This is a genomic window from Prevotella sp. P4-67 (assembly GCF_002251325.1).
Classification (GTDB): domain Bacteria; phylum Bacteroidota; class Bacteroidia; order Bacteroidales; family Bacteroidaceae; genus Prevotella.
On sequence record NZ_NPJL01000073.1, the window covers coordinates 1 to 23177 of the forward strand.

Annotated in this window: 15 protein-coding genes and 1 pseudogene; 3 read left to right on the plus strand and 13 right to left on the minus strand. The window is 51.0% G+C overall.

The window, feature by feature from the left end; translation table 11 throughout:
- Positions 1 to 240: 240 nt before the first annotated feature.
- The gene (locus CIK92_RS14250) at positions 241 to 675 is read right to left on the minus strand and encodes an outer membrane beta-barrel protein (RefSeq protein ID WP_094389309.1); all 435 of its coding nucleotides are present in this window, start codon (positions 673 to 675) and stop codon (positions 241 to 243) included.
- Positions 676 to 1158: 483 nt separating this feature from the next.
- On the opposite strand from CIK92_RS14250, the gene CIK92_RS12610 reads away from it, so the two are divergent.
- Complete coding sequence (locus CIK92_RS12610; protein ID WP_094389319.1) at positions 1159 to 1536, plus strand: YccF domain-containing protein; 378 nt, start codon at positions 1159 to 1161, stop codon at positions 1534 to 1536.
- A gap of 112 nt (positions 1537 to 1648) precedes the next feature.
- Here CIK92_RS12610 and CIK92_RS12615 read toward each other — a convergent pair whose 3' ends face one another.
- The 12 genes and pseudogenes from CIK92_RS12615 to CIK92_RS12660 all read right to left on the minus strand — a co-directional run.
- Positions 1649 to 2080 carry a DUF2752 domain-containing protein gene (locus tag CIK92_RS12615; RefSeq protein WP_094389310.1) on the minus strand — a complete coding sequence of 144 codons (432 nt, stop codon included), beginning with the start codon at positions 2078 to 2080 and terminating at the stop codon, positions 1649 to 1651.
- Complete coding sequence (locus CIK92_RS12620) at positions 2043 to 2276, minus strand: TM2 domain-containing protein (protein ID WP_254046096.1); 234 nt, start codon at positions 2274 to 2276, stop codon at positions 2043 to 2045. The genes CIK92_RS12615 and CIK92_RS12620 overlap by 38 nt, the downstream gene beginning before the upstream one ends.
- The gene (locus tag CIK92_RS14120) at positions 2245 to 2382 is read right to left on the minus strand and encodes a hypothetical protein (RefSeq protein ID WP_254046097.1); all 138 of its coding nucleotides are present in this window, start codon (positions 2380 to 2382) and stop codon (positions 2245 to 2247) included. The genes CIK92_RS12620 and CIK92_RS14120 overlap by 32 nt, the downstream gene beginning before the upstream one ends.
- A 198-nt stretch (positions 2383 to 2580) precedes the next feature.
- The gene (gene glmS, locus CIK92_RS12625; protein ID WP_094389311.1) at positions 2581 to 4446 is read right to left on the minus strand and encodes a glutamine--fructose-6-phosphate transaminase (isomerizing); all 1866 of its coding nucleotides are present in this window, start codon (positions 4444 to 4446) and stop codon (positions 2581 to 2583) included.
- Between the two features lie 567 nt (positions 4447 to 5013).
- The gene (locus tag CIK92_RS13555; protein ID WP_144289449.1) at positions 5014 to 5253 is read right to left on the minus strand and encodes a hypothetical protein; all 240 of its coding nucleotides are present in this window, start codon (positions 5251 to 5253) and stop codon (positions 5014 to 5016) included.
- The gene (locus CIK92_RS12635; RefSeq protein ID WP_094389313.1) at positions 5241 to 8060 is read right to left on the minus strand and encodes a pitrilysin family protein; all 2820 of its coding nucleotides are present in this window, start codon (positions 8058 to 8060) and stop codon (positions 5241 to 5243) included. Before CIK92_RS12635 ends, CIK92_RS13555 begins: the two co-directional genes overlap by 13 nt.
- Positions 8061 to 8072: 12 nt before the next feature.
- Complete coding sequence (locus tag CIK92_RS12640; RefSeq protein ID WP_144289450.1) at positions 8073 to 9788, minus strand: SBBP repeat-containing protein; 1716 nt, start codon at positions 9786 to 9788, stop codon at positions 8073 to 8075.
- 50 nt (positions 9789 to 9838) lie between these two features.
- On the minus strand, positions 9839 to 11392 hold the full coding sequence (locus CIK92_RS12645; protein WP_094389315.1) for a DUF6850 family outer membrane beta-barrel protein: 1554 nt from the start codon (positions 11390 to 11392) through the stop codon (positions 9839 to 9841).
- 3 nt (positions 11393 to 11395) lie between these two features.
- Positions 11396 to 12694 carry a DUF4876 domain-containing protein gene (locus tag CIK92_RS12650; protein ID WP_094389316.1) on the minus strand — a complete coding sequence of 433 codons (1299 nt, stop codon included), beginning with the start codon at positions 12692 to 12694 and terminating at the stop codon, positions 11396 to 11398.
- Between the two features lie 27 nt (positions 12695 to 12721).
- A complete protein-coding gene (locus CIK92_RS14125) occupies positions 12722 to 13441 on the minus strand; it encodes a hypothetical protein (RefSeq protein ID WP_254046098.1) in 720 nt (239 codons plus the stop codon).
- Positions 13442 to 13483: 42 nt separating this feature from the next.
- Positions 13484 to 15490 carry a TonB-dependent receptor plug domain-containing protein gene (locus CIK92_RS12655; protein ID WP_254046099.1) on the minus strand — a complete coding sequence of 669 codons (2007 nt, stop codon included), beginning with the start codon at positions 15488 to 15490 and terminating at the stop codon, positions 13484 to 13486.
- A gap of 268 nt (positions 15491 to 15758) precedes the next feature.
- A pseudogene (locus CIK92_RS12660) lies at positions 15759 to 16567 on the minus strand (transposase); the annotation flags it as partial.
- Between the two features lie 147 nt (positions 16568 to 16714).
- Between CIK92_RS12660 and CIK92_RS12665 the strand changes: the two are divergent.
- A complete protein-coding gene (locus CIK92_RS12665) occupies positions 16715 to 19216 on the plus strand; it encodes a phosphoadenosine phosphosulfate reductase family protein (protein ID WP_022309961.1) in 2502 nt (833 codons plus the stop codon).
- Positions 19217 to 19689: 473 nt separating this feature from the next.
- Complete coding sequence (locus CIK92_RS12670) at positions 19690 to 23175, plus strand: hypothetical protein (RefSeq protein WP_022309959.1); 3486 nt, start codon at positions 19690 to 19692, stop codon at positions 23173 to 23175.
- Positions 23176 to 23177: the final 2 nt, after the last annotated feature.

The following is a 23177-nucleotide window of genomic DNA, read 5'->3' on the forward strand; positions in this document are numbered from 1 at the left end:
TATAGATGAATCTATAGTTCATTCAAATTGTTATGGTGTACCAAAAGATTTGCTTGAGTATAGATAACAGAAATAGTCTTATTAATATGAAGGGAATATATTGGAAAGGCATTAAGCAACGGATAGGGAGATTCCTGGATAAGGTGTACGACTGTATACTTATCTTTACAGACTGGTTGGGGTAGGCTCGCGAAATAATGATTACGGTTTGTTGGTGTGTAGGAAAATGGTCGCGTATGCCTATAATCTGTTCAATACATTATCCACATCCTTGACTTTATTCTTACGTGGCATTTTGTTGATATTGTATTTCAAGTAGATAGAACAGAATCGCGAGTCCACATTGTTCTTTTGTTTGTTGTTTATGTTGTAGTACCTGACTTCCCAATCAGAGTACTCTTTACGGAACAAGTCATGACAAGCTATATTCAGCTGTAATGTCTTGTCCGGGAAACAGAAAGTAATGCCAGCGCTGGCGCACAATGACGGGTATTGTCTGCAACCCGCATCTTCAGTCTTGCTTGTATAATTCATCTTCAGGTAGAAGTTTACATTCTCCTCTATGCGATAGTTGTAATTTGCTGATACATAGATAGACATTATAATTTCCGTCGTATTGAATATGAAACTTATTTGCTTCATCTTTATTAGAGGATTTGACAGCCTGGTCATCATTCGAAGACTTGTAAATGTAGTCAAGATTTAGTTCCAAATGACCATCTTTCGTCAGAGGGAGATTGTAGAATAGATTCAACTGATTGTTCTTTATAGTATGATGCTATCTATTATGCCCATACCATTGTATGATCCTTTGCAGCATGCCTGTTTGGGATGTTTTAGCAACCAATGATGCAGGTTGTTTGATGTCGGCCTGGCCGATTTTCCTCATGCTGTTTGCCCGTCCATATCCCTGTGGATAGTTGTTGTCAGGAGCGTGATTATTTCTGCATTTGCGGTTATCTCTGATGTGCTGTTTTTTCCTTCTGAGCATCAAAAAGTATGCAGAAGTTGTGTGTAATATTCAAAAAAGCCGTATCTTTGCCCTTGGTGATTATCACCAGCAATCTGGTGTCTCATCGTGCGTCGCTCTGCATATCTTATTCAGGCGGCAGGGTGGGGGATGCGTCCATTAACTTAATAACTAAAATAAATAGGAATATGAAAACGCTTGCTAACATTGTATGGTTGTTGTGTGGCGGCCTTGAGGCAGCCTTTGGCTATTTTACGGGTAGTCTGGCTTTGGCCATTACTGTCATCGGCATCCCTTTTGCGATGCAGGCGTTCAAGATTGGGCTGCTTTGCCTTTGGCCGTTTGGTGCCAGAGTCATTCCCACGGAAAGCCCCACTGGTTGCCTCCGCGTTTTTATGAATTTCATTTGGTTCATGTGTGGAGGTATCTTTGCCTGGCTCATGCACGCAATTTTCGGATTGTTCCTTTATATTACCATTATTGGCATCCCTTGGGGCAAGCAGCATTTCAAGATGGCTGGGCTGGCGCTTGCGCCGTTTGGCAAAGACGTTGAACTTGATTATTAAGGGTTTGTTGCCCGTCAAATACCATTTAGGGCTGAATTCCATACGTGGAATCCAGCCCTAAACTGGTTTCATCTCCATCGCCTTACCCGGCATCAGCCCCTTCATCCACGCCTCATATACCGCATACGTAGTTGTGTGCCATAATAGCCAACTCGAAGAGCAGGATGAGCGAGATGACGAGTCGCTTGTGCAGCAGATGCTCTATTTTCTGATATGTTTGATGCAGACAGGCAGTGCCTCTCGCCATGTCGGCAACCAGCAGGATGGGGAATATGATGATGCCTACCATGCATATTACCACATTGGGATTCATCTTGATGGCGTCTGCCCAGTGGCCATGTATCACCAGCAGCGTGGCACGGGTCATGCCGCAGCCCGGGCACGGGATGTGGTAGATTAATTTTGAGGGGCAAACGACCAAGCCGCTTTGCCCCTCAGTGCAGTATGCCACCATCACCCATGCACATGCGATGGCGTAGATGATGGTCGACAGGATATAGAATTTCTTATAAGAGCAGAGGTTCGAACTTTTTGAGGTTTTCATTACGAGTAGCCCCTAAAATCAAAAACCAATCGATGAAATACCAGAATCCGACTCCGCTGCAAGTAAGCAGCTTGGCAACTCCCAAGCCGATATGACCGATATAGAAGCGGTCAATGCCGTAACATCCCAGGAAGATGGACAAGACGAGGGCGACCGTGGGACTCTTAAATTGCAGGCTGCTGATTGGCACCCACATGGAAGTCGTCCAGCTCGAGCAGCCTGGTACGAATAAAGGAAATCTTCTCTTCGGCAAAATACTTGCCATTGGCCATGATAAACATGTCTACTTTTTGTGCATCCATAATGGTTTGTGTTATTTATGATTCATTTGTTATTTTCTGCCGTAAAGTTAATACTTTTTTAGCAATCAGGGAGCGATTTGTTCAAAAAGTGACGCTCTTGGTGGGAAAAAACCGCTTTTTCGGAGCCGTCTGCATCGATTCCGTAACTGAACTCCATCCCTTGATGACCGCCGTGGGCAGTCCTGTCATAGACTCCGTTTACTCCACGGTCACACTCTTTGCCAGGTTTCTTGGCATATCCACATCCAGACCTTTGTCCACCGCCACGTAGTAGGCGAGGAGCTGCAGCGGAACCACGCTCAGCAGTGGTATCAGTGCATTCTGGGTCTTGGGGATTTCTATCTCGTTGTCGGCGATGTTCTTCACCAGCTCGTCGCCTTCGGTGACAATTGCGAGGATGCGGCCGTTTCTTGATTTCACTTCCTGCATGTTAGAGATTATCTTCTCATAGAGCTGATGGTGGGTGGCGATGAAGACGATGGGCATATCTTGGTCTACCAGGGCGATAGGGCCGTGTTTCATCTCGGCGGCGGGGTAACCTTCAGCATGGATATAGCTGATTTCCTTCAGCTTCAATGCGCCCTCCAGAGCCACCGGGAAGTTCATGCCACGTCCCAGGTAGAGGAAGTTGTGGGCGTAGGTAAACATCAGAGCCAACGACTTTATCATTGGCGCCTGCTCCAGCACCTTCTCCATCTTCTGCGGTATCTCCGAGAGTTCCTCTATCATCTCATGGTAGTCGGCGTCGTCGAGCGTGCCTTGCTCGTGTCCCAGAGCCAGTGCGAGCAGCGTGAGCACGGTCACCTGCCCCGTAAAAGCCTTGGTACTTGCCACGCCTATCTCCGGGCCCACATGGATGTAGACGCCGGTGTCGGTCTCGCGGGCTATAGACGACCCCACCGCATTGACGATGCCGAAAATCAGCGCCCCCTTCTCTTTGGCCAGTTTTATGGCTGCCAGCGTGTCGGCGGTCTCGCCGCTCTGGCTGATGGCTATCACTACATCTTCGGGCTCTATCACGGGGTCCATGTATCTGAACTCGCTGGCGTAAGCCACCTCCACGCGCTTGCGACACATCTTCTCGATGAGTTGCTTGCCTATGAGTCCGGCATGCCAGCTCGTTCCGCAGGCTACGATGATGATGTGTTTGGCGTTTACCAGCTGGTCGCGATAGTCTCTGAGCGCCGAGAGCACGATATGGTTGTTTTCCGGATGCTCCTTGTCCACGATGAGCCTGCCGCTCATACAGTCCTTCAGGCAGTTGGGCTGGTCATAGATTTCCTTCAGCATGTAGTGGTCAAAGCCGCCCTTGCTGAGTTTGCTGATGTCCAGGTCCACGGTCTTGATGGTATAGCTGCACGAGGCATGTTCGAGGTTGATGATGTTCAGTTCTTCTCCCACTCTGATGTCGGCTATCTCTCCATCCTCGAGATACACCACCTTGTTGGTGTGCTCCACGATGGGGGTGGCGTCACTGGCGATATAGAAGTCCTTGTTGTCCTTGCCCACGCCCACCACCAGCGGACTTGACTGTCGGGCAGCCACGATATGCCCTGGGTCCTTTTTCTCCATCACGGTTATGGCGTAGGCGCCGATGGAATCGTTCAGAGCCTGACATACGGCAGAGACCAAATCCTTTCCGTTCTGCTGGTAGTAATGGTCGATGAGTTGCACCAGCACCTCGGTATCTGTAGAGCTCTTGAACGTATAGCCCTTGTCTGCGAGTTGCTCTTTCAGCACCTGGTAGTTCTCGATGATGCCGTTATGCACCAACGCCAGCTCTCCACTCATGCTCACATGAGGGTGGGCATTGGCTGCCGACGGCTCTCCATGGGTTGCCCAGCGCGTGTGGGCTATACCTATGTGGCCGCTGCAGTCCTTGTCAGCTGCCAATGCTTCCAGATTACTTACTTTTCCTTTAGTCTTATACACATTGAGGTTATCCTGATTGCCAATCAGCGCCACTCCCGCGCTGTCGTATCCACGATACTCCAGTCTCTTCAAGCCCTCGATGAGGACGGGGTAGGCGTCAGACTGACCTATATATCCTACTATTCCACACATGTTTCTACTTTGTTATAATTATTTTTGGTTCTTCTATGGTCTTCATTCTCGTTGTCACCCGTTAAGCCAAGTGACACTCACGTCGAGATGTCAACTTGCCCTAATCTCATTATCTTCTGCTGTCTGCTTGTTCATATTGGATAAAAGTTTATTTGGTCTACGAATACTGGTTGTATGCAGATTATTGTACCCTGTATCATCTGCTTTGCCACGGCCTTTTGCCACGGCTCAGCCGATGTCTTCACTTTTTTCGGCTGTAAAGGTAATACTTTTTTGACAATAATGAATAGATTCGTAGGAAAAATGAAGAAAAAACAGAAAATAGTTAGCGTTTTGCTGACAATGCTTACGAAGTGGTAGTAAATGAACAATGGTTGACAAGGCCACTATGGCGACCTTGCCAACCATTGATATAAGTATTTTCACCATCGTTGTCGGCTCGTATCGTTTGATGCGTGAGCGCGTGCCTTACGATGCGTGCTCCCGTGTCATTCGATACGTGTCCACGTGCCTATTGATACGAGCCGCCAATGATGGTTGCAGCTTCGGCAGATGCGGTCATTTCCATCAGTCGATATCACTGGCACACTCCGCTTCGCGGTCAGCGCTTTTGCAGAGGTATGCTCCACGCTTGCAGAGGTACCCTCCACGCTTGCAGAGGTACCCTCCACGTTTGCAGAGGTACCCTCCACGCTTGCAGAGGTACCCTCCACGCTTGCAGAGGTACCCTCCACGCTTGTAGAGGTACCCTCCTTGCTTGCAGAGATGGTCAGCAGCCTGGCTGTTGCCCGTTGCTATTCCGAGCACATGGTCACCTCTATGCGGTGGTTCTGCTTCAGTAGCGTCTGCGCCATCTGCTGCACATCGTGGGCCGTGATGCTGTCTACCATCTGGCAGTAGCCCGTGTCAAAGTCGGCCTCGTCGTCTATCTGGTGCCAGATGATGTAGCTCCAGTAGTCGTTGGTCATGGCGTTCTGCGCATACTGCTTCTTCAGATACTGCTTTACCTTGTCCATCGACGATGCTATGGGTCCGTCGGTGGCCATGTGCTGCAGCTGTCGGTACACGATAGGGTTGAGTTCGTCATAGCGGGTGGGGTCGGTCTTATAGCTTATGCGCAGCAGGGCATTGGGCTCTTCGTCCTTGTCCAGCTCAAAGCTCACGCCGATACCATAGGTGCCTCCCTTGTCCTCGCGCACCGAGTCGGTATAGGCTATCTGCAGACAGCGCTGCATGATGTCGAGCGTCAGGTCGGCACGGGGCGAGAAGTCTATGTCTGCTGTGTACATGATGTTGACCTGGGTCACTGGCGTAGCCATCTTGCGGCCAAACTTCACCACCTTGTTTTCCTTCACCATACGTGGCAGACGGCTCTTGTCGGCCTTCTCGCCCTTGTGGGTGGCGGGCAGCGCTGCCAGATAGCGGCAGAGCAGCGGGCGCAGACTGTCTATGCTCACATTGCCTATGATGACCGTCTTGAACGCCGATGCGTCGGCAAACCGCTCACGATATATCTCCATGATGCGGCCATAGTCGGCGCGGTCTACCATCTGCCGTGTGGCGGGCGCCGTGCGCAGGTTGTTGCCATAGAGCACCGCGCTCAGACTGTCGTTGTATACCACCTTCGGACTGGCACTGCGGTTGGTCAGAAACGACCGCGTGCGGTTTCTCAGTACTTCAAATGCCACCGAGTCGCGTCTTGGAGCTGTGAAGTAGAGATAGGTGAGTTGCAGCATCGTTTCCAGGTCTTTCACCGACGATGTCGCCGTGATGCGCTGTGACGACTGGCCTATCGCGGGTGCCACCTTCACCGACTTGCCCGTAAGCGCCTTGCGCAGTTGGGTGCTTGTCATGCTGCCCACGCCACCTTCGGTGATGGCACTTGCCAAGAGCGCGAAGTTGGGGATGTCGGCGTCGGGGTAGAGCGATGTTCCGCCTTCGCCCTTGACGGTCATGGTCACCACGTCGGCCTGATAGTCGGTGGGCTTGACATACACCTCCATCCCGTTGCTCAGCGTGAGCCGCGTCATGCCCCACTTGCCCGTAGCCTCTTCCTTCACTATTGTGCCCGGAGTGGGCATCTTGTCCATGATGGCTGTCGCGGTGTGGGCGTCTACGTGGGCGTCATACTGCCGGCGCTGCGCCTCGGCGATGGTCTTTTCTATCTCTGTCTCGGAGGGCAGCAGCACCTCCTTGCGGTCGGGGCCGTAGAGCACGAAGACCTGGTTGCGGTCGGTGATGATGGCGCCGATATGGCTGTTTATGTCCTTGAGGGTTACCTCTTGGTCCATCTTCTGCATCAACTCATAACTGTAGGCGGGCGAGAGTATCGGTTCGCCGTCGAGAAAGTTGTTTACACACTGCTTGACCAGACTACTGTTGCGGCGGTCGCCCTCCATCTTCATGCGCCGTTGGGCAGCGTTGAGATAGATGGCCTTTGCCCTTGCCAGTTCGTCGGTGGTAAATCCGTGCTGGCGCACTCTCTCCACCTCAGCCACAGCCGCAGCGATGCCACCCAGTATGTTGTCCTGCTTGCAGCTTATGCTGAGGCTGAAGGCGTCGCTGGTGCCCGATACGAAGAACATTCCGTCGCGCACCGTGCTGCTCATATAGGGCGGGTTGACGGTCTCCTTGCCCTTGTCTGCCAGTCGGCTGTTGAGCATGCTGACGATGAGCCCCTCCATATATCCGTCGCGCTGATAGTCCATGGTGGTCTTCTCTGCGCGGGGCGTTGCTGCGCGCTTCATGTAGAGATGCCCCAGCGCGATGGGCTGCTCGCGGTCTTTCTCTATCGCCACTATCATGCGGTCGCTGCTGTTTACGGGGTAGTAGATGCGCTCTGCCGGGTTCTTGGCGGCGGGAATTTTGCCAAAGAGCCGTTTGATTTTGGCTTCCATGCGGTCTACATCTATGTCGCCCACCACAATCACCGCCTGGAGGTCGGGCCTGTACCACTTGTCATAATAGTCGCGCAGGTCCTGATAGGGAAAATTGCTGACGATATCCATATTGCCTATAGGCATGCAGTCCTCGTACTTGGAGCCGCGGTATATCTTGGGCATCACGCGCTCCATGAGTCGCTGCATCGCCATGCCCGAGCGCCGGTTGCGCCACTCTTCGCGTATCACGCCACGCTCCTTGTCTATCTCTTTGTCCTCGAGCAGTATGTAGTGGCTCCAGTCGTTGAGCACCAGCAGACAAGAGTCTACGATGCCCTCACGGCCGATGGGGGCAGCCCCTATGTGGTAGACGGTCTGGTCTACCGAGGTGTAGGCATTGAGATTGGCTCCGAATTTCACACCTATAGACTCGCACCATGGCACTATGCCCAGCCGTTTGCCCTTGCCGGGGAAGTGCTTGGTACCATTAAACGCCATGTGCTCCAGAAAATGAGCCAGACCACGCTGGCGGGGTTCCTCGAGAATGCTGCCCACCCGCTGGGCGATATAGAAATCGGCCAGTCCAGGCTCCTTGGCGTTGTGGCGTATGTAGTAGGTGAGTCCGTTCTTCAACTTACCCGTGCGCACGGCCTCGTCCTGCTTCACCGTCTGTGCCGACAGCGCGGCAGGGAGCATGAGGGTGATGGCCAGGAGTGATAACAGTTGTCTCTTCATGGCGGGTCGTGGTTAGCGGATGGTCACTTTCTTGTTGCCGATGACATGGACGCCCTGGGCGAGTCCGCCTACCGCCTTGTCATAACTCTGGGCACTCTTTACCAGCCGTCCGTCGAGCGTGTAGACATCTGTCTTGCCCTTCTGGCTCTCGGCGGTGGTCGTGCCGATGCCTACCGATGTGCCAGCCAGTTTGTAGCTGTAGTATATCATCGCCCAGTTCTTGTTGCCGGTGTATGAGTAGTCGGTGCCATAGAGCGTCGCGGTGTTTCTGCCTCGGTTGGCCACTACCATGTTCTCACCGTCTATGATTGGAGTGCAGCCGGCAGCCACTATACCATACTTACACAGCGTGATGGCGGTACCCAGTGAGAGTGTGGCGGCATCTACAGGCACCAGCAGAGCACCACCGGTCATGTCATAGCCGAAGGCATACATCGTGGAGCCGTTGAGATAGACGCCATAGAACTTGCCTATGCCGCCATCCAGGCGTATGGCGCTCTTGACCACCTCGCCTGTGGCTGGGTCCATCTTGAGGATGTAGCCCTTGTGCTGTCCCTTGCTGTTCTCGTAGAGTCCGGTGAGTCCACCCATAGACGAACCGGTGAAGTAGACATATCCGTCTATCCATTGGCAACCGTTGTTATGTATGGTCTTCTTGCTGCCCACGGGGGTGATGGTCTTGACATAGCCCACGCTGAGGTCGGCAGCGCTGACCGATGCCAGCAGGATGTTCTCGCAGTCGTTGGTGACGCTTACAGCCTTGCCGCCCAGTGTCAGTTCGTTGCCTGCCTTACCCTTTATGCGTCCGTTGAAGTAGAGGTTGCCGTTGGCATAGACCACCTTGTCCAGGAACGCGCTGGCGGCGATGCCCTCTGCGGTAAGGCTCTTGACAAAGTAGCCGTCCTTGTCTAACTTGGCAAGGAAAAGGTCGCCCACCACACCCTGAGAGTCACCATCCCATTCGGTAGTGTTCTTTGCGGTGAGTGTCTCTACGGTTCCGTCGGTCTTCTTCAGATACATCTCGGTGCGGAAGTTACCGGTGAGATAGATGCCACCATCCTCGTCGACAGCCACGCCATAGACCGACATGTTGTCCTTGGTGAATCCCTTCTTGCGCTTCTCTACCTTGCCCGCGATGAGGCGCGACCACTCCAGACTGCCGTTCTCGGCTATCTTGAGCACCAGGTAGCGGTACTCGCCGCTGACATTGCCCATGTCCTTGATGGTGGTCACATGGCCCGTGGGGTCTACATATTCTACCAGGTTGTCATAGCCAGCCTCTGCCACCCATGCGCGGGTCTTGAGCACAGCCAGCAGTCCGCCGTCCTTGGTAGAGACGATGTGCGACTTGTCGTGCGCGATGTCGCCTTTGCGCGTATAGGCGTTCCAGACGATAGATCCGGCGTTGCTCACCTTCTGCAGAAACATATTGCCATTTTGGCTGGTGCCCGTGTAAGGACTACCCACGATGGCGGCGCCGTCGGCGCCAGTGACCTGTTCGCCGTCAAACCAGAGGTTGACCTGTGAGGCCCCGGAGTTGGTGCCCCATGTGGTAGCCACATAGTAGTCGCCGCCCGAGGCTTTGACCATACCGATGATGTTGTCGCCAGCCGATGTGGCGCCGTCTACGGTGTGTGCCCAGTTGAAGGTCACTGCAGGCTGGGTCTCTGCCAGCGATGCGGTGGCGAGCATGAAAAATGCTGCCAGAAAGAGTGTAATTTTCTTCATACTTGTTTGTGTTTTGGTTATTATTTGTCTATGTTGTCATTGTCATTCCGTTAGAAATATATGCCCGCAGCCAGGGTCAGGCCCATGCCGTGAGCGGTCAGCGCATAGCGGCTGTAGCGCCAGTCGGCGCGCACAAAGGGGTGGAAGCGCGGGCTGGCCTTGTAGGAGGTCTCGATGGCGGCGCCGGTAGACCAGGCGGGGTGGGCGAGGGTCTCATAGGCATGCATCACCGGCGTAGCCATAGTGCCCTCGATGTGGTCGGCGCGGGCGTCGGTATGCCATGTCCGCGAGGCGGTGGCCTGGAGGCGGGTGAGCATGTGGCGAGACTCTACCGCGGCAGTGAGCGTCAGTGCCGACTGCCATGACCTTACCCGCAACTGCCGATAAGGTTCGGCATATTCCTCATGGTAGTCGCAGTAGGCGGTACCCGCCTGCAGCGCCCAGTAGCCCCGGCGGCTGGCTATGGGTAGCGCGTGCTGCCAGAGCGCGTCGGCACCTATGCGCAGGGTGGTGAGGCGGTACATCTCGGCAATGGCTATCTGCGGGTAGATATTATCCTGAGCCGTGCCGAAGATGTGCTCGAAGCCCTGGCGCCGCTGCCACTCCTCGCTGAGCCGCAAGCCCAACGTGTGGCGCCCCACTGTCGACAGCCATCCCGCCGTGGCGTCCTGCCGATGCAGCCGCAGCGTGGCGAGAGGCAGCTGGTTGAGCGAAGAGATAATCTTCTCAATCTCTGTAAACTCATATCCCGCCTGGGCGAAGGCACCACGCTGGCTGTCGCGTCGCTGGCGGTAGCTGAGCATGCCCCCTAAAGAGTGGCCTTGGTAGTAGGTAGAGGTGTTGGCTCCCCTGAAACGGTAGTAGTCGTTGCCCATGCCCGTGAGGTGATAGATGGTGGGCATGCTCACCTCGTTGTAGAGCTTCAACTCGTTGGTCTGCTTGTAGCGTCGGGCGCTCACAGCCATGCCCATGACGCCGGTGCCCACCTGGGTCGAGACGCCCACCCGAGCCATCAGGTTGCCCGAGAGGTTCTTGGGGCGTGGGTCGCGGGTGCGGAACTCCATCCGGGCGGTGTATTCGCCCTCGGCAGCGATGTTCCATCGGCCCAAAGGATAGGAGAAGCCACCCATAAAGTGGTAATACTCACCATGCGTGTTGCCCCCCACGGTGTCGGCCATCAGGTAGGGGTAGAGCAGCTGGTAGTCTGTGGTCTCGCTGAAGCGTACGTTGCGCGTGGTGCCGTTGCGGTAAGCCGCATTGCCCCACAGCGTGGCTTTGCCCTTGTGCAGATAGGCGTCGATGCAGCCGTAACCCATGCTGCTGCCCGTGCCGTCTTCGAGTCGCGCGGGGCGTGAAGCCTTGCTGTAGTCCATGCCTACCTGCAGCCTGTTGATAGAGGCGCTGTAGCGGTAGCTCTGCATGGCTGGGTTGAGGTAGAGCGCGGCACCGAAATCGGCCGACGGCATCTGCGTCTGCCACATACGTGCCGACAGCGAGGTGTGGGAGCTGTCATTCTGCTGCGCCGTGAGGGTGACGGGCGCTGCCATGAGCATGGCTGTGGCAAGGAGCACCGTCATGGAGGTGGTAGAGGTATCGTGTTTCATCTTCTACTGCTTGGGAGTTATGCCATCATAGGTCACAGTGTTCGCCTTGGTACCAGCGGCGTCGATGGCGGTATGCTGCAGCTCGACGATAGAGGGTATGCACTCGGTGTTGAAGTCCTCGGTCGAGTTGTTGGTGTCCAGCAGGTGCATGGTGCCGTCGGCGTTGAGATACTGGAGCTTCCGGCGCACGCTGCGGAAGTATCGGGTCTCATCCTTGTCAATCTTGCCGCAGTGGGTCCAGCCTGCGTCGACCGACGGGGGCAGAATATTCCACAGGCGCTTGGCCTCGATGCTGCAGTTGACCCCGTCGACAATCCACGCGTTGGGCATCTTGTACGCATCCTGCTGCATGGGGAATGTGCCGGCAGGCAGATACATCGTATAATAATAGGTATACTTGTAGTCCTTAAGGTACTGCGCCTTGTCGATAGGAATACGCGCCAGGGCGTAGGAGGTAAATCCTCGGTTGTGCAACACGTAGAACGACTCGGTATAACAATACCACTTGTCGAGATTGGGCACCGTCTCGCTGTCGATGTCCATGTGCTCGGGGTGGGTGGAAACGTCGTACCACTCAAAGTCGGCGGCGCTCAGGTCAAAGGAGTTGGGGTTGGCGTTGCGGTGGTCTATGCCCGTGTCGCAGAGCAGCAGCGAGTGGCCAGGCTGCACGGGGTGGTCGGTACCGCTGCCGGGTATCACGTAGAGCGACCAGATGGTCATGGTGTCCTTGCGTATGTCGGGGGTGTACTCGAAATACTGGGTAGACTTGAACTTCGACTCGCAGAAAGCCAGTCCGTCGGCATAGAGCACGTGGTCGGTGTTGTTGTAAATCTTGATGTAGCTGTCGCCATAATACTGCAGTCCAGAACTGCGCAGCGTGCCGGCGAAGAATATCTCTTCGATGATGAAGTCGTCGTTGTCGGCCGACAGAAACGTCTCTATCTGCACCTGTCGGCTGCTCCCGGTAATCTGTACGTTCTCAGCCTTGCCGTTAAGTCGGCCTTTGGCCTGCGCCGTCTCGTCGTTGGCGTTGTGGGCGGTATAGGTGATGTCGGCAGAGTAGACCATGTCGTAGAGCCCCTCGGTGAGGGTGATGCCCTCGGTCGACGACAGGGTAGTGGTGACGCCGGTGGTGAGATTGGTAATCTTTATCTGCTGGCTGTTGATTTGCATGCCGCTTATCCCCACGGGCGGCGTAACGGCAATCTGCGTGGCGGTGTGGCGGGTGCTGCCTGTCTCCAGGTCGGAGCATGCTGCCAGCACGCTCAGCGCCATGATGTAGAGTATAAGTCTTGTCTTCATATTCCTGTTTGCTGTTAGGGTTGTCTGTTATAGGCTCAAGCCCGCCTCGACTCCGAAGTAGGGCGAGGCATTGCGCCTGATGGTGCGCCCATTGGCGGTGTAGTCGGGCAGATAGTCCAATATCTTGTTGGCGAAGAACGACAGGCGCATCATGCGGCCTATCTCCTTGGTCACCTTCAGATTGACGATGGCCGACATGGGCACCGTGAACGGACGGAAGAGGTCGGCGTTGTAGTTGCGGGTGAGCTGGGAGAGTCGGGGGGCGTTGAGGCTCTCCGTGGTGTAGGGATGCAGTTGGCCGTCGCTGGCTGCGATGTAGGCCGTGGGCGTGCCGTTTTTCCACATCTGGCGGGTGCGTATCATCCACATGCACTGCACCGAGGTGGTGAATATCAGCCGCCACTCGGGTATCTGCGTATCAAAGGTCACATTGGTGTTGACGCGGTCGTTGAGTCTTCCGTCGTTCCAGTCGTAAAGCCCCACATACTGCTCGCGCACCGGCTGGTTGTCTATCACTGTGCTCACGGCGTCGAACATGGGTTGGCTGTTGGTGTAGAGCGTACGAAACCACGCTCCGGTGACATTGATACGGGTGCGCAGAGCGTGGATGCGCTGCGAGGTGAAGGCCAGTTCTATGCCCTGCTTCACCAGTCGGCTGCCGTTGCCCGCCTTCTGATAGCCGTCGAGCACCTGCCGCTCTGTGTAGGGCAGCGAGTGATAGTCGCGGCCTGCCTGCATCTGGCTCACATCGTAAGCCCTGTAGGCATAGGAACCATAGATGGCGGCATATCAGAACCCGTCGTTCATCGTCTCCCTGAAATAGTCTATCGACAGCGTATTGTCGTGCCAGTCGAGGTCTACTCTCACCTCCCACTTGTGGTTGCGGGCGGGAGAGAGGTGGTAGTTGGTGGGGTCCTGGATGTAGGTGTGTACCACAAAACAGCTGTTCTGTGCCGGTGAAGACGCGTCGTAATACGCCAGAGATATGAAATTGCTGTAGTAACGGTCGGGGTAAAGATAGTTGAGGGTAGGCATCTTGGAGGTGATGCCATATCCGGCGTTGAGGGAGATGGTCATAGGTTCGCCGCCCACCGTCAGCTTGGGCAGATGCCAGCCCATATTGATGCGCGGGTCGGCATATATGCGTCCGCTCATGTCGTATCGGCTGGCCAGCCCAGGCATCATTGCCAACCGCAGTCCTGCCATGAGGTCTATGGTGCTCCTGCCCAGACTCCAGCGCATCTGCTCTTCGCCGAAGGCAGACAGGTTCTGCAGCGAAGGGATGTCCTTGTATCGGCGCGGGCGTGAACTCCATCCCGTGACGCTCAGCGGGCGGTGCATGTCGTAGACCTGTCCGCGCCCGAAGTTCTTGGCGATGTCCCAGTTGAGGCCCAACTTGAGGGTGTGGGTGGCTCTGCCGGTCTTGAAGCCCATCACCCCTTTGGCCTTGACATACGCGCTGAACGGTTTGCCGTCGCAGAGATAGTGGGCGATGTACTCGGCAAAGACCGCCTGGGCTTCGTTCTCACCGTCGGTCCATGACAGCGGCACTATGCCATAACGCTGCGGAGCCACGAGGCGTGTCTGTCGGAGCCGATCGGTCTGAAGGCTCACCATAGAGTTGACTGCCACTTCGCTCCACACCGACTTGCGGGGTTTCAGCATGAAGTTGTTGGTCATCGCGATGCGGTTGTACGATGAGCGGTATTCGTCTATGTGTCCGTAGTTGAGGTCGGGGTCGGCCTTGGCATTGTCAAACGATCCCTGATAGTCCAGCGCCGAGTTCCAACTCCATGAGTATGCCTTCCTGTCGGCCTTGAGGGTGTATCTCAGTGACGCCGTCAGACGCTTGTAGTTCTCCAGGTTGTCTGTAGGGTCGGTCTTGGAGTCGAGGTAGCCTAAGTCCATGTTGAGAAGCGACGTTCCCCGCCGGTTGAGGTTGACTCCCTTGCCAGCCGAGAAGAGCTTGCTGTAGCCATCGGCCTTGAAGCGTACCGTCAGCGGCATGGCGCGTCGTATCTTGCGTATGCTGACCAGTCCGCTGGTCAGGTTGCCATACTCTGCAGAGGGTATACCGCGCATCACCTCTACGCTCTCGATGTCGTCGGTGGAGATGGCGCGCATGTCTACGCCACTGTTGGTGATATTGCGGCTGGCCTCGGCCGATGACGACGAGGAGGAAGACTGCGTGCCGCCCAAGGGCGAGTATTGGAGGTTGGCATCGGTCATCAGCGGCACGCCGTCGATGACAAACTGGGTGCCCAGCGAGGTGATGGAGTAGTTGTTGCTTCTCGTCTCCGAACCATAGGCGCCCATCGTGCCGGTCTCGCGCAGCGTGATGAGATTGGCCTGACCCATGTTGGGGTCCTTGGCATATCCGCCGGGCAACAGCTCCATCAGGTCGGCTATGCTGTTGGGCTGGAGATGCCTCATGGCGTCGCGGCCGATAACCGACGAGGTCGTCTGTCCCTGTCCGGTGCGCGCCGTCACAACCACCTCGCCCAGGGTGCTTATGTCCTCAGACATCCTGTAGATTCCCTGTCGTTTGGCGGTCACGGTGAGCGTCTTATACCCTAAAATGGTGATGCGTATCTTCGTGCCCACCATCCGCTGGGGAAGTTCAAACCGTCCGTCGGCGTCGGTGATGGTCTGCCATTTACCCTGCGCCACAGTGCTCACCACTGCCCCAGCCAAGGGGTCGCCCGAGCGGCTGTCGATGACGACCGACGCTACATTCTGCGCCCATGTCAGGGTGGCGCACATCATCCATAATAGCAGCGTGGAGTATATTCTCATGCTTGTCTTAACTTCTAATAATTATCTTGATGCAAAGTTATTGCAATCAGAAGGCTGCGGCAATACCCAAAAATAGGTATTTACATCGCCTCGTCCATCGTGCTGGGAAGCAAGGGTATCAGGTCGGTCGGTGTGACTATTAAACAAGCAAGAGAATGAGGATAGAAATGGCGGCTTTTTATAAAACATTTGGTAACTATATACTTTTAACCCCCGAAAGGTATATAGTTACCAAAAACAATGGCAATGATATGGATGTTTAGCCAATAATAAAGGGCTGAATTCCAAGCGATGAATCCAGCCCTAATTCTTTATGCTCAAAAAAAGTTTTGCGGACAGCGATATTTTTAATCTGATGCTGCTGTTTTTGGAACACTGTGTTCTCTGCCATGAAGGATATGGGCAATCTGTCCCACCCGAAACCATTGTTCATATCATCGAATATACGTTCCTTTCCTCCACGAAGGTTAGAGAACTCGACAATTTCTCTTGCGGAAGATTCATAGTCGTTAGTCAGGATACAACGGTATGTGTATTCTCCTACCCAAGGGTCCTGCACACCATCCATTCGTTTCTGTCTTTGAGTCACAAGTCGGTATGCTTTACCCTTCCACTTTTCAACAAGGATAGAGTTCAATTCAAACACGATGCCATTGATTTCTTCAGTCTTCCAGCCTCTGAGAGCAAAGATGTCATTGTAGAGCGAACCGCAGCGGTTTGCACGGATATAAAAGGACTTGCTGTGTTTCTCTACTTCTTCTATGATTTCCTCGGAATATGATCCGCAATCAGCTCTGAAACGATTGATAGTAATTCCGTTCTGTTCAAATCTCTCAAAGAACCTCTTCAACGTATCCTTCTGATGGAAACGAACGTTTTCGTTAAGCCAGATGAGCAGAGCTAAGTTTACTTAAGCTCTGCCATGGCGAGAAAACGTGCCATGAAATGGAACAACCTACACCTCAGACCGAGGGTTAAGTCGATTACAGATGACAATGTGGAGTCAAATTGCTCCATGATTGAAAATATTCCTCTAAAAGGAGTGAGTTTCTCGGATTTAATTTGTATTTTTGCCATGTCTATCGTCGGATTCTCTTGTTTATTTTGCAACACTAAGATAAGTGAATTTTTCGACATGGAAAAATCTTGGGCAACTTTTTGTTGCTCAGGTATTTAAAAGGTTTAATTTATAATAGTGTTGCGGAATTAAGAGGTAAAACCGAAATGTACAAAATAACATGGGACAAAGAAACGGGAGGAGTGCTGCTTCACTCCCGTATTGTGGAAGGTACACTTGGTATCTCTCCCCGTCCTGTGTTCTTTGAGGAACTGGACTTGTTGGGGCTTGATAAACTTGGATGGACTTTTCCTCATGTGGAAGAGCCGATTATGTGGGCTGTCAACAAGCAGTATTGGTATCGGGGAGTGAGGCTCTTTGACGCCAAGGGTGCAAATATCTATACCAAACCCACATTGGAAATGCAGCCTGGCATAGAACCGATGGAGCTTGTACCCGTTGATGTAAAGAAGATGCTGCAGCGCACATCCGACTTAATGTTTGTATTGGAAAACGAAGCCATAGAATTTATCCGCGATACTTATTTGGCGTATGCCAAAGCAAATAAAACCTACAACAAGGCAGATGCCAACAAACTGGACTTCGAGACGATGGCAGAGCGCGTGGAAAAGAAGAACAAGCAACGCATGGCTGTGGTTAAACAGGATTGTGACTCGTTCGATATCATGCCTCTTGCTATGGCAGAAAAAGAAGGCAAGCGTGTGCTACTATCTACCAAAATAGACCGCTTTATAGCAAGCTTCTCTGGTGGTAAGGATTCGCAAGTGGTACTCGACTTGTGTACACGTGCCATTCCTCCTACAGACTTTGAGGTCATTTATAGCGACACCGGCTATGAACTGCCTCCTTCTCTCGCACTTTACAAAGATGTGGAGGCGTACTATAAAAAGAAGTTTCCTTCTCTCCGTTTCCTTACAGCCCGCAACCACGAGTCGGTACTGAACTATTGGGACAAGATTGGCACACCAAGTGACAATCACCGTTGGTGCTGCTCAGTGATGAAGACGGCACCGTTGTACCGAATGTTGAAAGTTGAAGGCAACAAGCAAGCACGTGTTCTGACATTCGACGGAGTGAGAGCGGAGGAGTCTGTAAGGAGAAGTGGATATAATCGAATTGGAAAAGGTGTTAAACATTCGACTGTTATCAATGCAAGTCCAATATTATCTTGGTCTTCTGTTGAAGTATTTTTGTATTTGTTCCGCTATGGCTTTCCAATTAATATTGCATACAGACGTGGTATAACAAGAGTTGGATGTATTATTTGTCCTTTTTCCTCTGAATGGAATGACATGGTGGTTAATCAAACTTTTCATGAAAAACTTGAGCCCTTTTTGTCACGAATTGAAGACAATGTAAAACGTAACAAGGTACAGGATTTTAGAAATTATATTGAAGATGGAAACTGGAAACGACGAGCCGGCGGTCGTGACATTCATTCTTCCTCAGCTATTGACTTTCTGTCTTCAAAGCCAGACTTGAATGTCATGTTGATCAAACCACAGAAGCATCCTTTAACATGGATTAGCGCTATTGCTCCATTTACAGGTTCTGAAAAACAAGGAGAACTCAAATACAGGAATGAAGTATACTCATACAAGTGTGAAAATAATGGTGATGTTTATAGTCTGTCTTTCAAAAATACAGCAAAAAGTTTAGCGTTGCAAGGATTGATAAAAAGGGCTTTGAATAAGGCCACATTTTGCATAAATTGTGAAGCTTGTGAAGTAGAATGTCCGACAGGTGCATTATCTATTTTACCAAAAGCCGAAATAGACACTAATAAATGTATCCATTGTGGGAAATGCCTAAATTTCCATGAAACTGGATGTATTGTAGCTCATTCATTAAAAATAACAGAAACACCAAAGAGTAAAATGAAACTGATTAGTTATAATAATTTTGGATTACGTGAAGAATGGTTAGACTACTATATGTCTAATCATGACGATTATTTTCAGACAACAGATCATGGACTAAATGTCAAGGAGCAGTTGCCAAGTTTTGTAAAATGGCTTGTTCAGGCAGAAATTCTTTCTGATACAAAGAAAAGAGAAATTACCCCATTTGGAAAGTTGCTTATCGAAATATATGAGAACAATCCAAGTTTAGTATGGCAAATTATTTGGATAAACTTGACGTACAATTCTCCTATAGCACATTGGTATTCGCAGAATGTTTCTTTCGGAAGCAATTTCACTGATGCTGATTTGAGAGAAGGGGTAAAGAATGATTATTCCAGTGACAGCACAACAACGATAAAGAATGTTGTGTATGCTCTCACTCGTACATTTAAGGAGAGTCCTATAGGTGAGGAACTTGGTCAAATGACTAAAGTTGACAAGAACACATATACTCGGTCTGGATTTTCAGATATTGAGGTGGAAGCAGTCGCATATTCATTATACAAATATGCACAGATAAAGGAAAGCAACTTGATGAGAGTTTCCGACTTTTACAAAGCTGATGAAAAGGACGGAATATATAAGGAATTTGGTATTTCAAAAAGTGATTTGGAAAAGAAATTGCGTTTTCTTTCTTCTGATAGTCACAGAGTATTGGTGGCAGAACTAAATATGGGTTTGGATCATATTACACTAAGAGATGATTTAACTCCTGAAAAAGCTTTAGAGACATTAGCGAAATGAAAGCATTACTTGTTACATACACAGATATGATTCTTTCTTTAACATTGGGTAATTATAGAGGACGGATTTCGTTATCAAAGCCACTATACCTTTTGTCTTTGATTGAATGTGTCAAGTATGGTAAGTTATGCTGTAATAAATTTAGCTTAGATGATGTTTACTTACAACAAATGTTTTTCTCACAATATGAGAAGGTCTATGGTGAGAAAAGATGTTGCTTGTCAACATTTCTTAAACCATTTTATCATCTTGCAAGTTCTCCATTCTATCATTTAATATGGAAGCGTGACTTTGAATCTCCGAGTATGTCATCCTCTCCTTCTGCCAAATACCTCCGCGAGAATCTTCTCTATGCAAAATTGGACGATGAGCTATGGGAGCTATTACAAGACGCAGAGAACAGGGATTATATCAAACAGAACATCATCAGTCGATACCTGACAAAATAACTATAACAAACCAATCATACACTTATGGCAACTAAGTATGACGATATAATAAAGCTTCGTGGTGGCAAAGCCGCTTACGACATAGCAGAAGAAAAAAAAGGTGAATGGGTTTCGTTCATCCCCAATGAACAATTTAACAACGTGTTGCGTACGGTCATAAAGAGTGTGCGTGGAAACGACATTGACAACCACAAGAGTTTTTGGATAAACGGAACATACGGCACTGGCAAGAGCCATGCCGTAGCAGTTGTCAGTCACTTGCTGGGTGATGCCGTGGAAGACATACGCCAGTGGGTGGACTACGAGTATAAGGACGCAAAGTTTGCCACACTCCGTCAAGCCATTTATTCACTTCGCGAGACGAAACGTTTGCTCACGGTCAATGTGTATGGACTGGGAGCAATGACCCATCCCGGTGACCTCGCTCTTGTGTTGCAGAAGGCGGTAACGGAAACGCTCCACAAGCACAAGATAGAGATAGCTGTGCCGACGGATTATGAAAACTACATTGAGCAAATACGCCAGAACCAGGAAATATGGAATCACTTGATTGACACCCATACAGCCCTATCGTCTGTAGTAGCCGACAGCGAGCAGTTGGCAGAAAGCCTGAAGACCGGCGACCTTGGTATATTCCACCGCGTGAGCGATACGCTGCGTGAGGCACAACTCGACATTCGCCTTAACAACGACAATATCAAACAATGGCTTGGCGAGGTGGAAGACCGTCTGACAGAGTTGGGAACGTATAATGGATTGCTGATTGTTTGGGACGAGTTTACCGACGTTATGACCGACGCCATTGGTGTACCCGTGTTGAAACAATTGCAAGAGGTGGCTCAGAAGTTCATGAATGAGGACTGTAATTCCTACCTGTTCCTTATCTCGCATCCGTCTGCATTCAACGGCATCGACTCCGAACAACTGAAGCAGACCGATGGGCGATACCACCGCATGAAGTACAACATGGAATCTGTATCGGCATTCAAGATTATGTCGCGTAAGTTTGAAATCATCGACGAGGAGCGACATACGCAGATGTGCCAGCAGTTCTATACGATGAATTCGCAGTTGCTTGATATTTTTACCGCTACCAGCAACGACCAGCAGTCCACTCGTGAAGACCTCTTCAATCTATATCCTCTGCATCCGGGTACAGCTAATCTTGCCACCCACTATGCCACTGTGGTAGGTTCATCCAGCCGAAGCGTGTTCGAGTTCTTGGGACAGAATGACTCCATACGAGAATTCCTTGACAGCGAGGAACATTTCCTCAACCGCGACACCATCACGGCAGACTATCTGTGGGATTATGTGCTGAAGGTATTCCAAGATGATGTGACCAACTATGGAGCCGTTACGGAACGCTACAACTCATACAAGCTACAGGTCAGCAATGAAGGTGCAGCCTATTTTGCTGTATTTAAGGGAATATTGTTGCTCAACGCCTTCAACAATGTGTCGGGAGAGAACAACAACGGACTGGTAACACCATCGGAGGACAACATACATGCCCTGTTTGCTGGGACATGCTATGACAGTGAGGTGGACGCAGTGCTACAGTGGTTCAACGAACAAGGCATCATACAACGTGCGCCGGGCGGTTTGTATTCCGTGCAGTTCTCAGCCCTGCCTTCTGGCGAGATAGAAGAAAAGAAAAACGAGATGCGCAATGTGCAGTATCGCTATACGGACCAGGTACTCAACTTCTCAGATGCCGCCAGCACTGCCTTTGAGAAAAAGATGATGCAGAAAGTTATACGTCCTTATGGATTCAAATTCTTCTCTGACCATCAGAACGAAGCCGTACTCAGAAGCCAAATCAAGAATGCGCGAAAGGACACCAAGACAAGTGCCATGTTTTTCGCATTGCTTATGGCAAGGAACAACACTGAGCTTGGCGTGCTGCGCAATTTTGCGGAGAAATGTGCCGAAGACGAGAACGACAAGGACCTAAAGAATATTGTGTACCTTGTGTTTGACGAGGTGCTCACTGACGCAAAGTATGAGCAGTTTATAGAATACCAGGCTAACTATGCCTGTGCCAGCAGTCATGGATTCCTTGACCAGCAGAAAGTACACCGCGACCATGCTGTGTCGATGGTAAAGGAATGGATGGACAGCGTGCAGCGTGGCAATGCTGTTGTATATATAAACGGTGAAGAAAAGCAACCTATTTCAGTGAAGCATCTTTCAAGCATTGTCAATAGTGTGATATCTCCGACCATATTCCCGTATGGTCCGGATGCTTGCGAATTGTTGCGCCAAAAGTCACCATCAACATTCTGGCGCCAGCAGAACTCTAAAGAGATTGTGCGTACATTCATCTTTGCCACTTCAAAGGACGAACTGACAACTATAACCGCTCAGATGCGCCCTATACAATATCTTGTACAAGAGTGCTTGGATGACAACATGGAGTGGAAGGACGATGTGCCAGAGAACCATCCGTTCAAGGTTGTATATGATAAGGTGCAGAGTATCATCAAGTATGCAGACAAGAGTCTTCCATTCAACTTTGATGACAAGTTTTCTGTTTTGCAGAAGCCCCCATACGGCTTATACGGTAGTTTTGCTCCAATGGCAATGATGGCTTTTGCCCTGAAGCCTTGGGCAAACAAAATATTCGATATGCAGGGCAAGCCACGCGACAAGAATGCATTGATTGACGATATTGTGTGGCTGTTCAAGGTGTGGGACGACAAGAAATCGAACAATAAGCTGAACTTCAAGTTCCAGACTCCCGAGGAAGGCAAACTGTGTAAAGACCTCATATCACTTTTCAAACTGAACAACAAGAACAATGACTATTCGGATGTGACCAGTCTGAAAGATGCCCGCTATGCCATTACATCAGAGTTTCTTGGCAAGAAAGGATATCCGCTGTGGACGGTGAAATACGCCTCGGAAGCTGCTTTTGCCAGTTTGCCAGTCATGCTGAACATTACGGATGAAGAGCGCAGACTGATAGACAATATCGTCACCATCTGTATGGAACGCGACCTGCGGAATCCAGCGTTAGTAAAGGATACTATAGACCTCATCTCTGAACTGAGGTTCGAGATGAAGAACATCCTCAATGTGGATGCAGCCTTCTCTGATGGCTTTAAGAATTATCTGATGCAGCTTGACTTCATCAACATACAAGAAGATGAAGTGGATGACGTGAAGCACTTCATCGAGCAAAATCTACAATCAACAGTAGGTTATTGGACTGAAGAAGAGGTGGAGAAGAAGGCATTACAATGGAATTCTGCAAGAAGTTCATCTGCAAATGGTCAGCAAAAAACAAATGGCAATGGTTGGCAACAAAGCAACGACATAGTTTCCGAACCGCCTACCAATAATACTGTACAAACATCCTATACGGATTCTAACGCATTGGAGGAGAAGCGCAAGCAAGCAAAAAAGCACATCTCAAGCATTGTTTCCCTTGATGATGCAAAGGCTCTGCTGACCCGACTGTGTGACGAATGTGGAGAGTGGCTGTTGGACAAGATAAACGGTTAAAT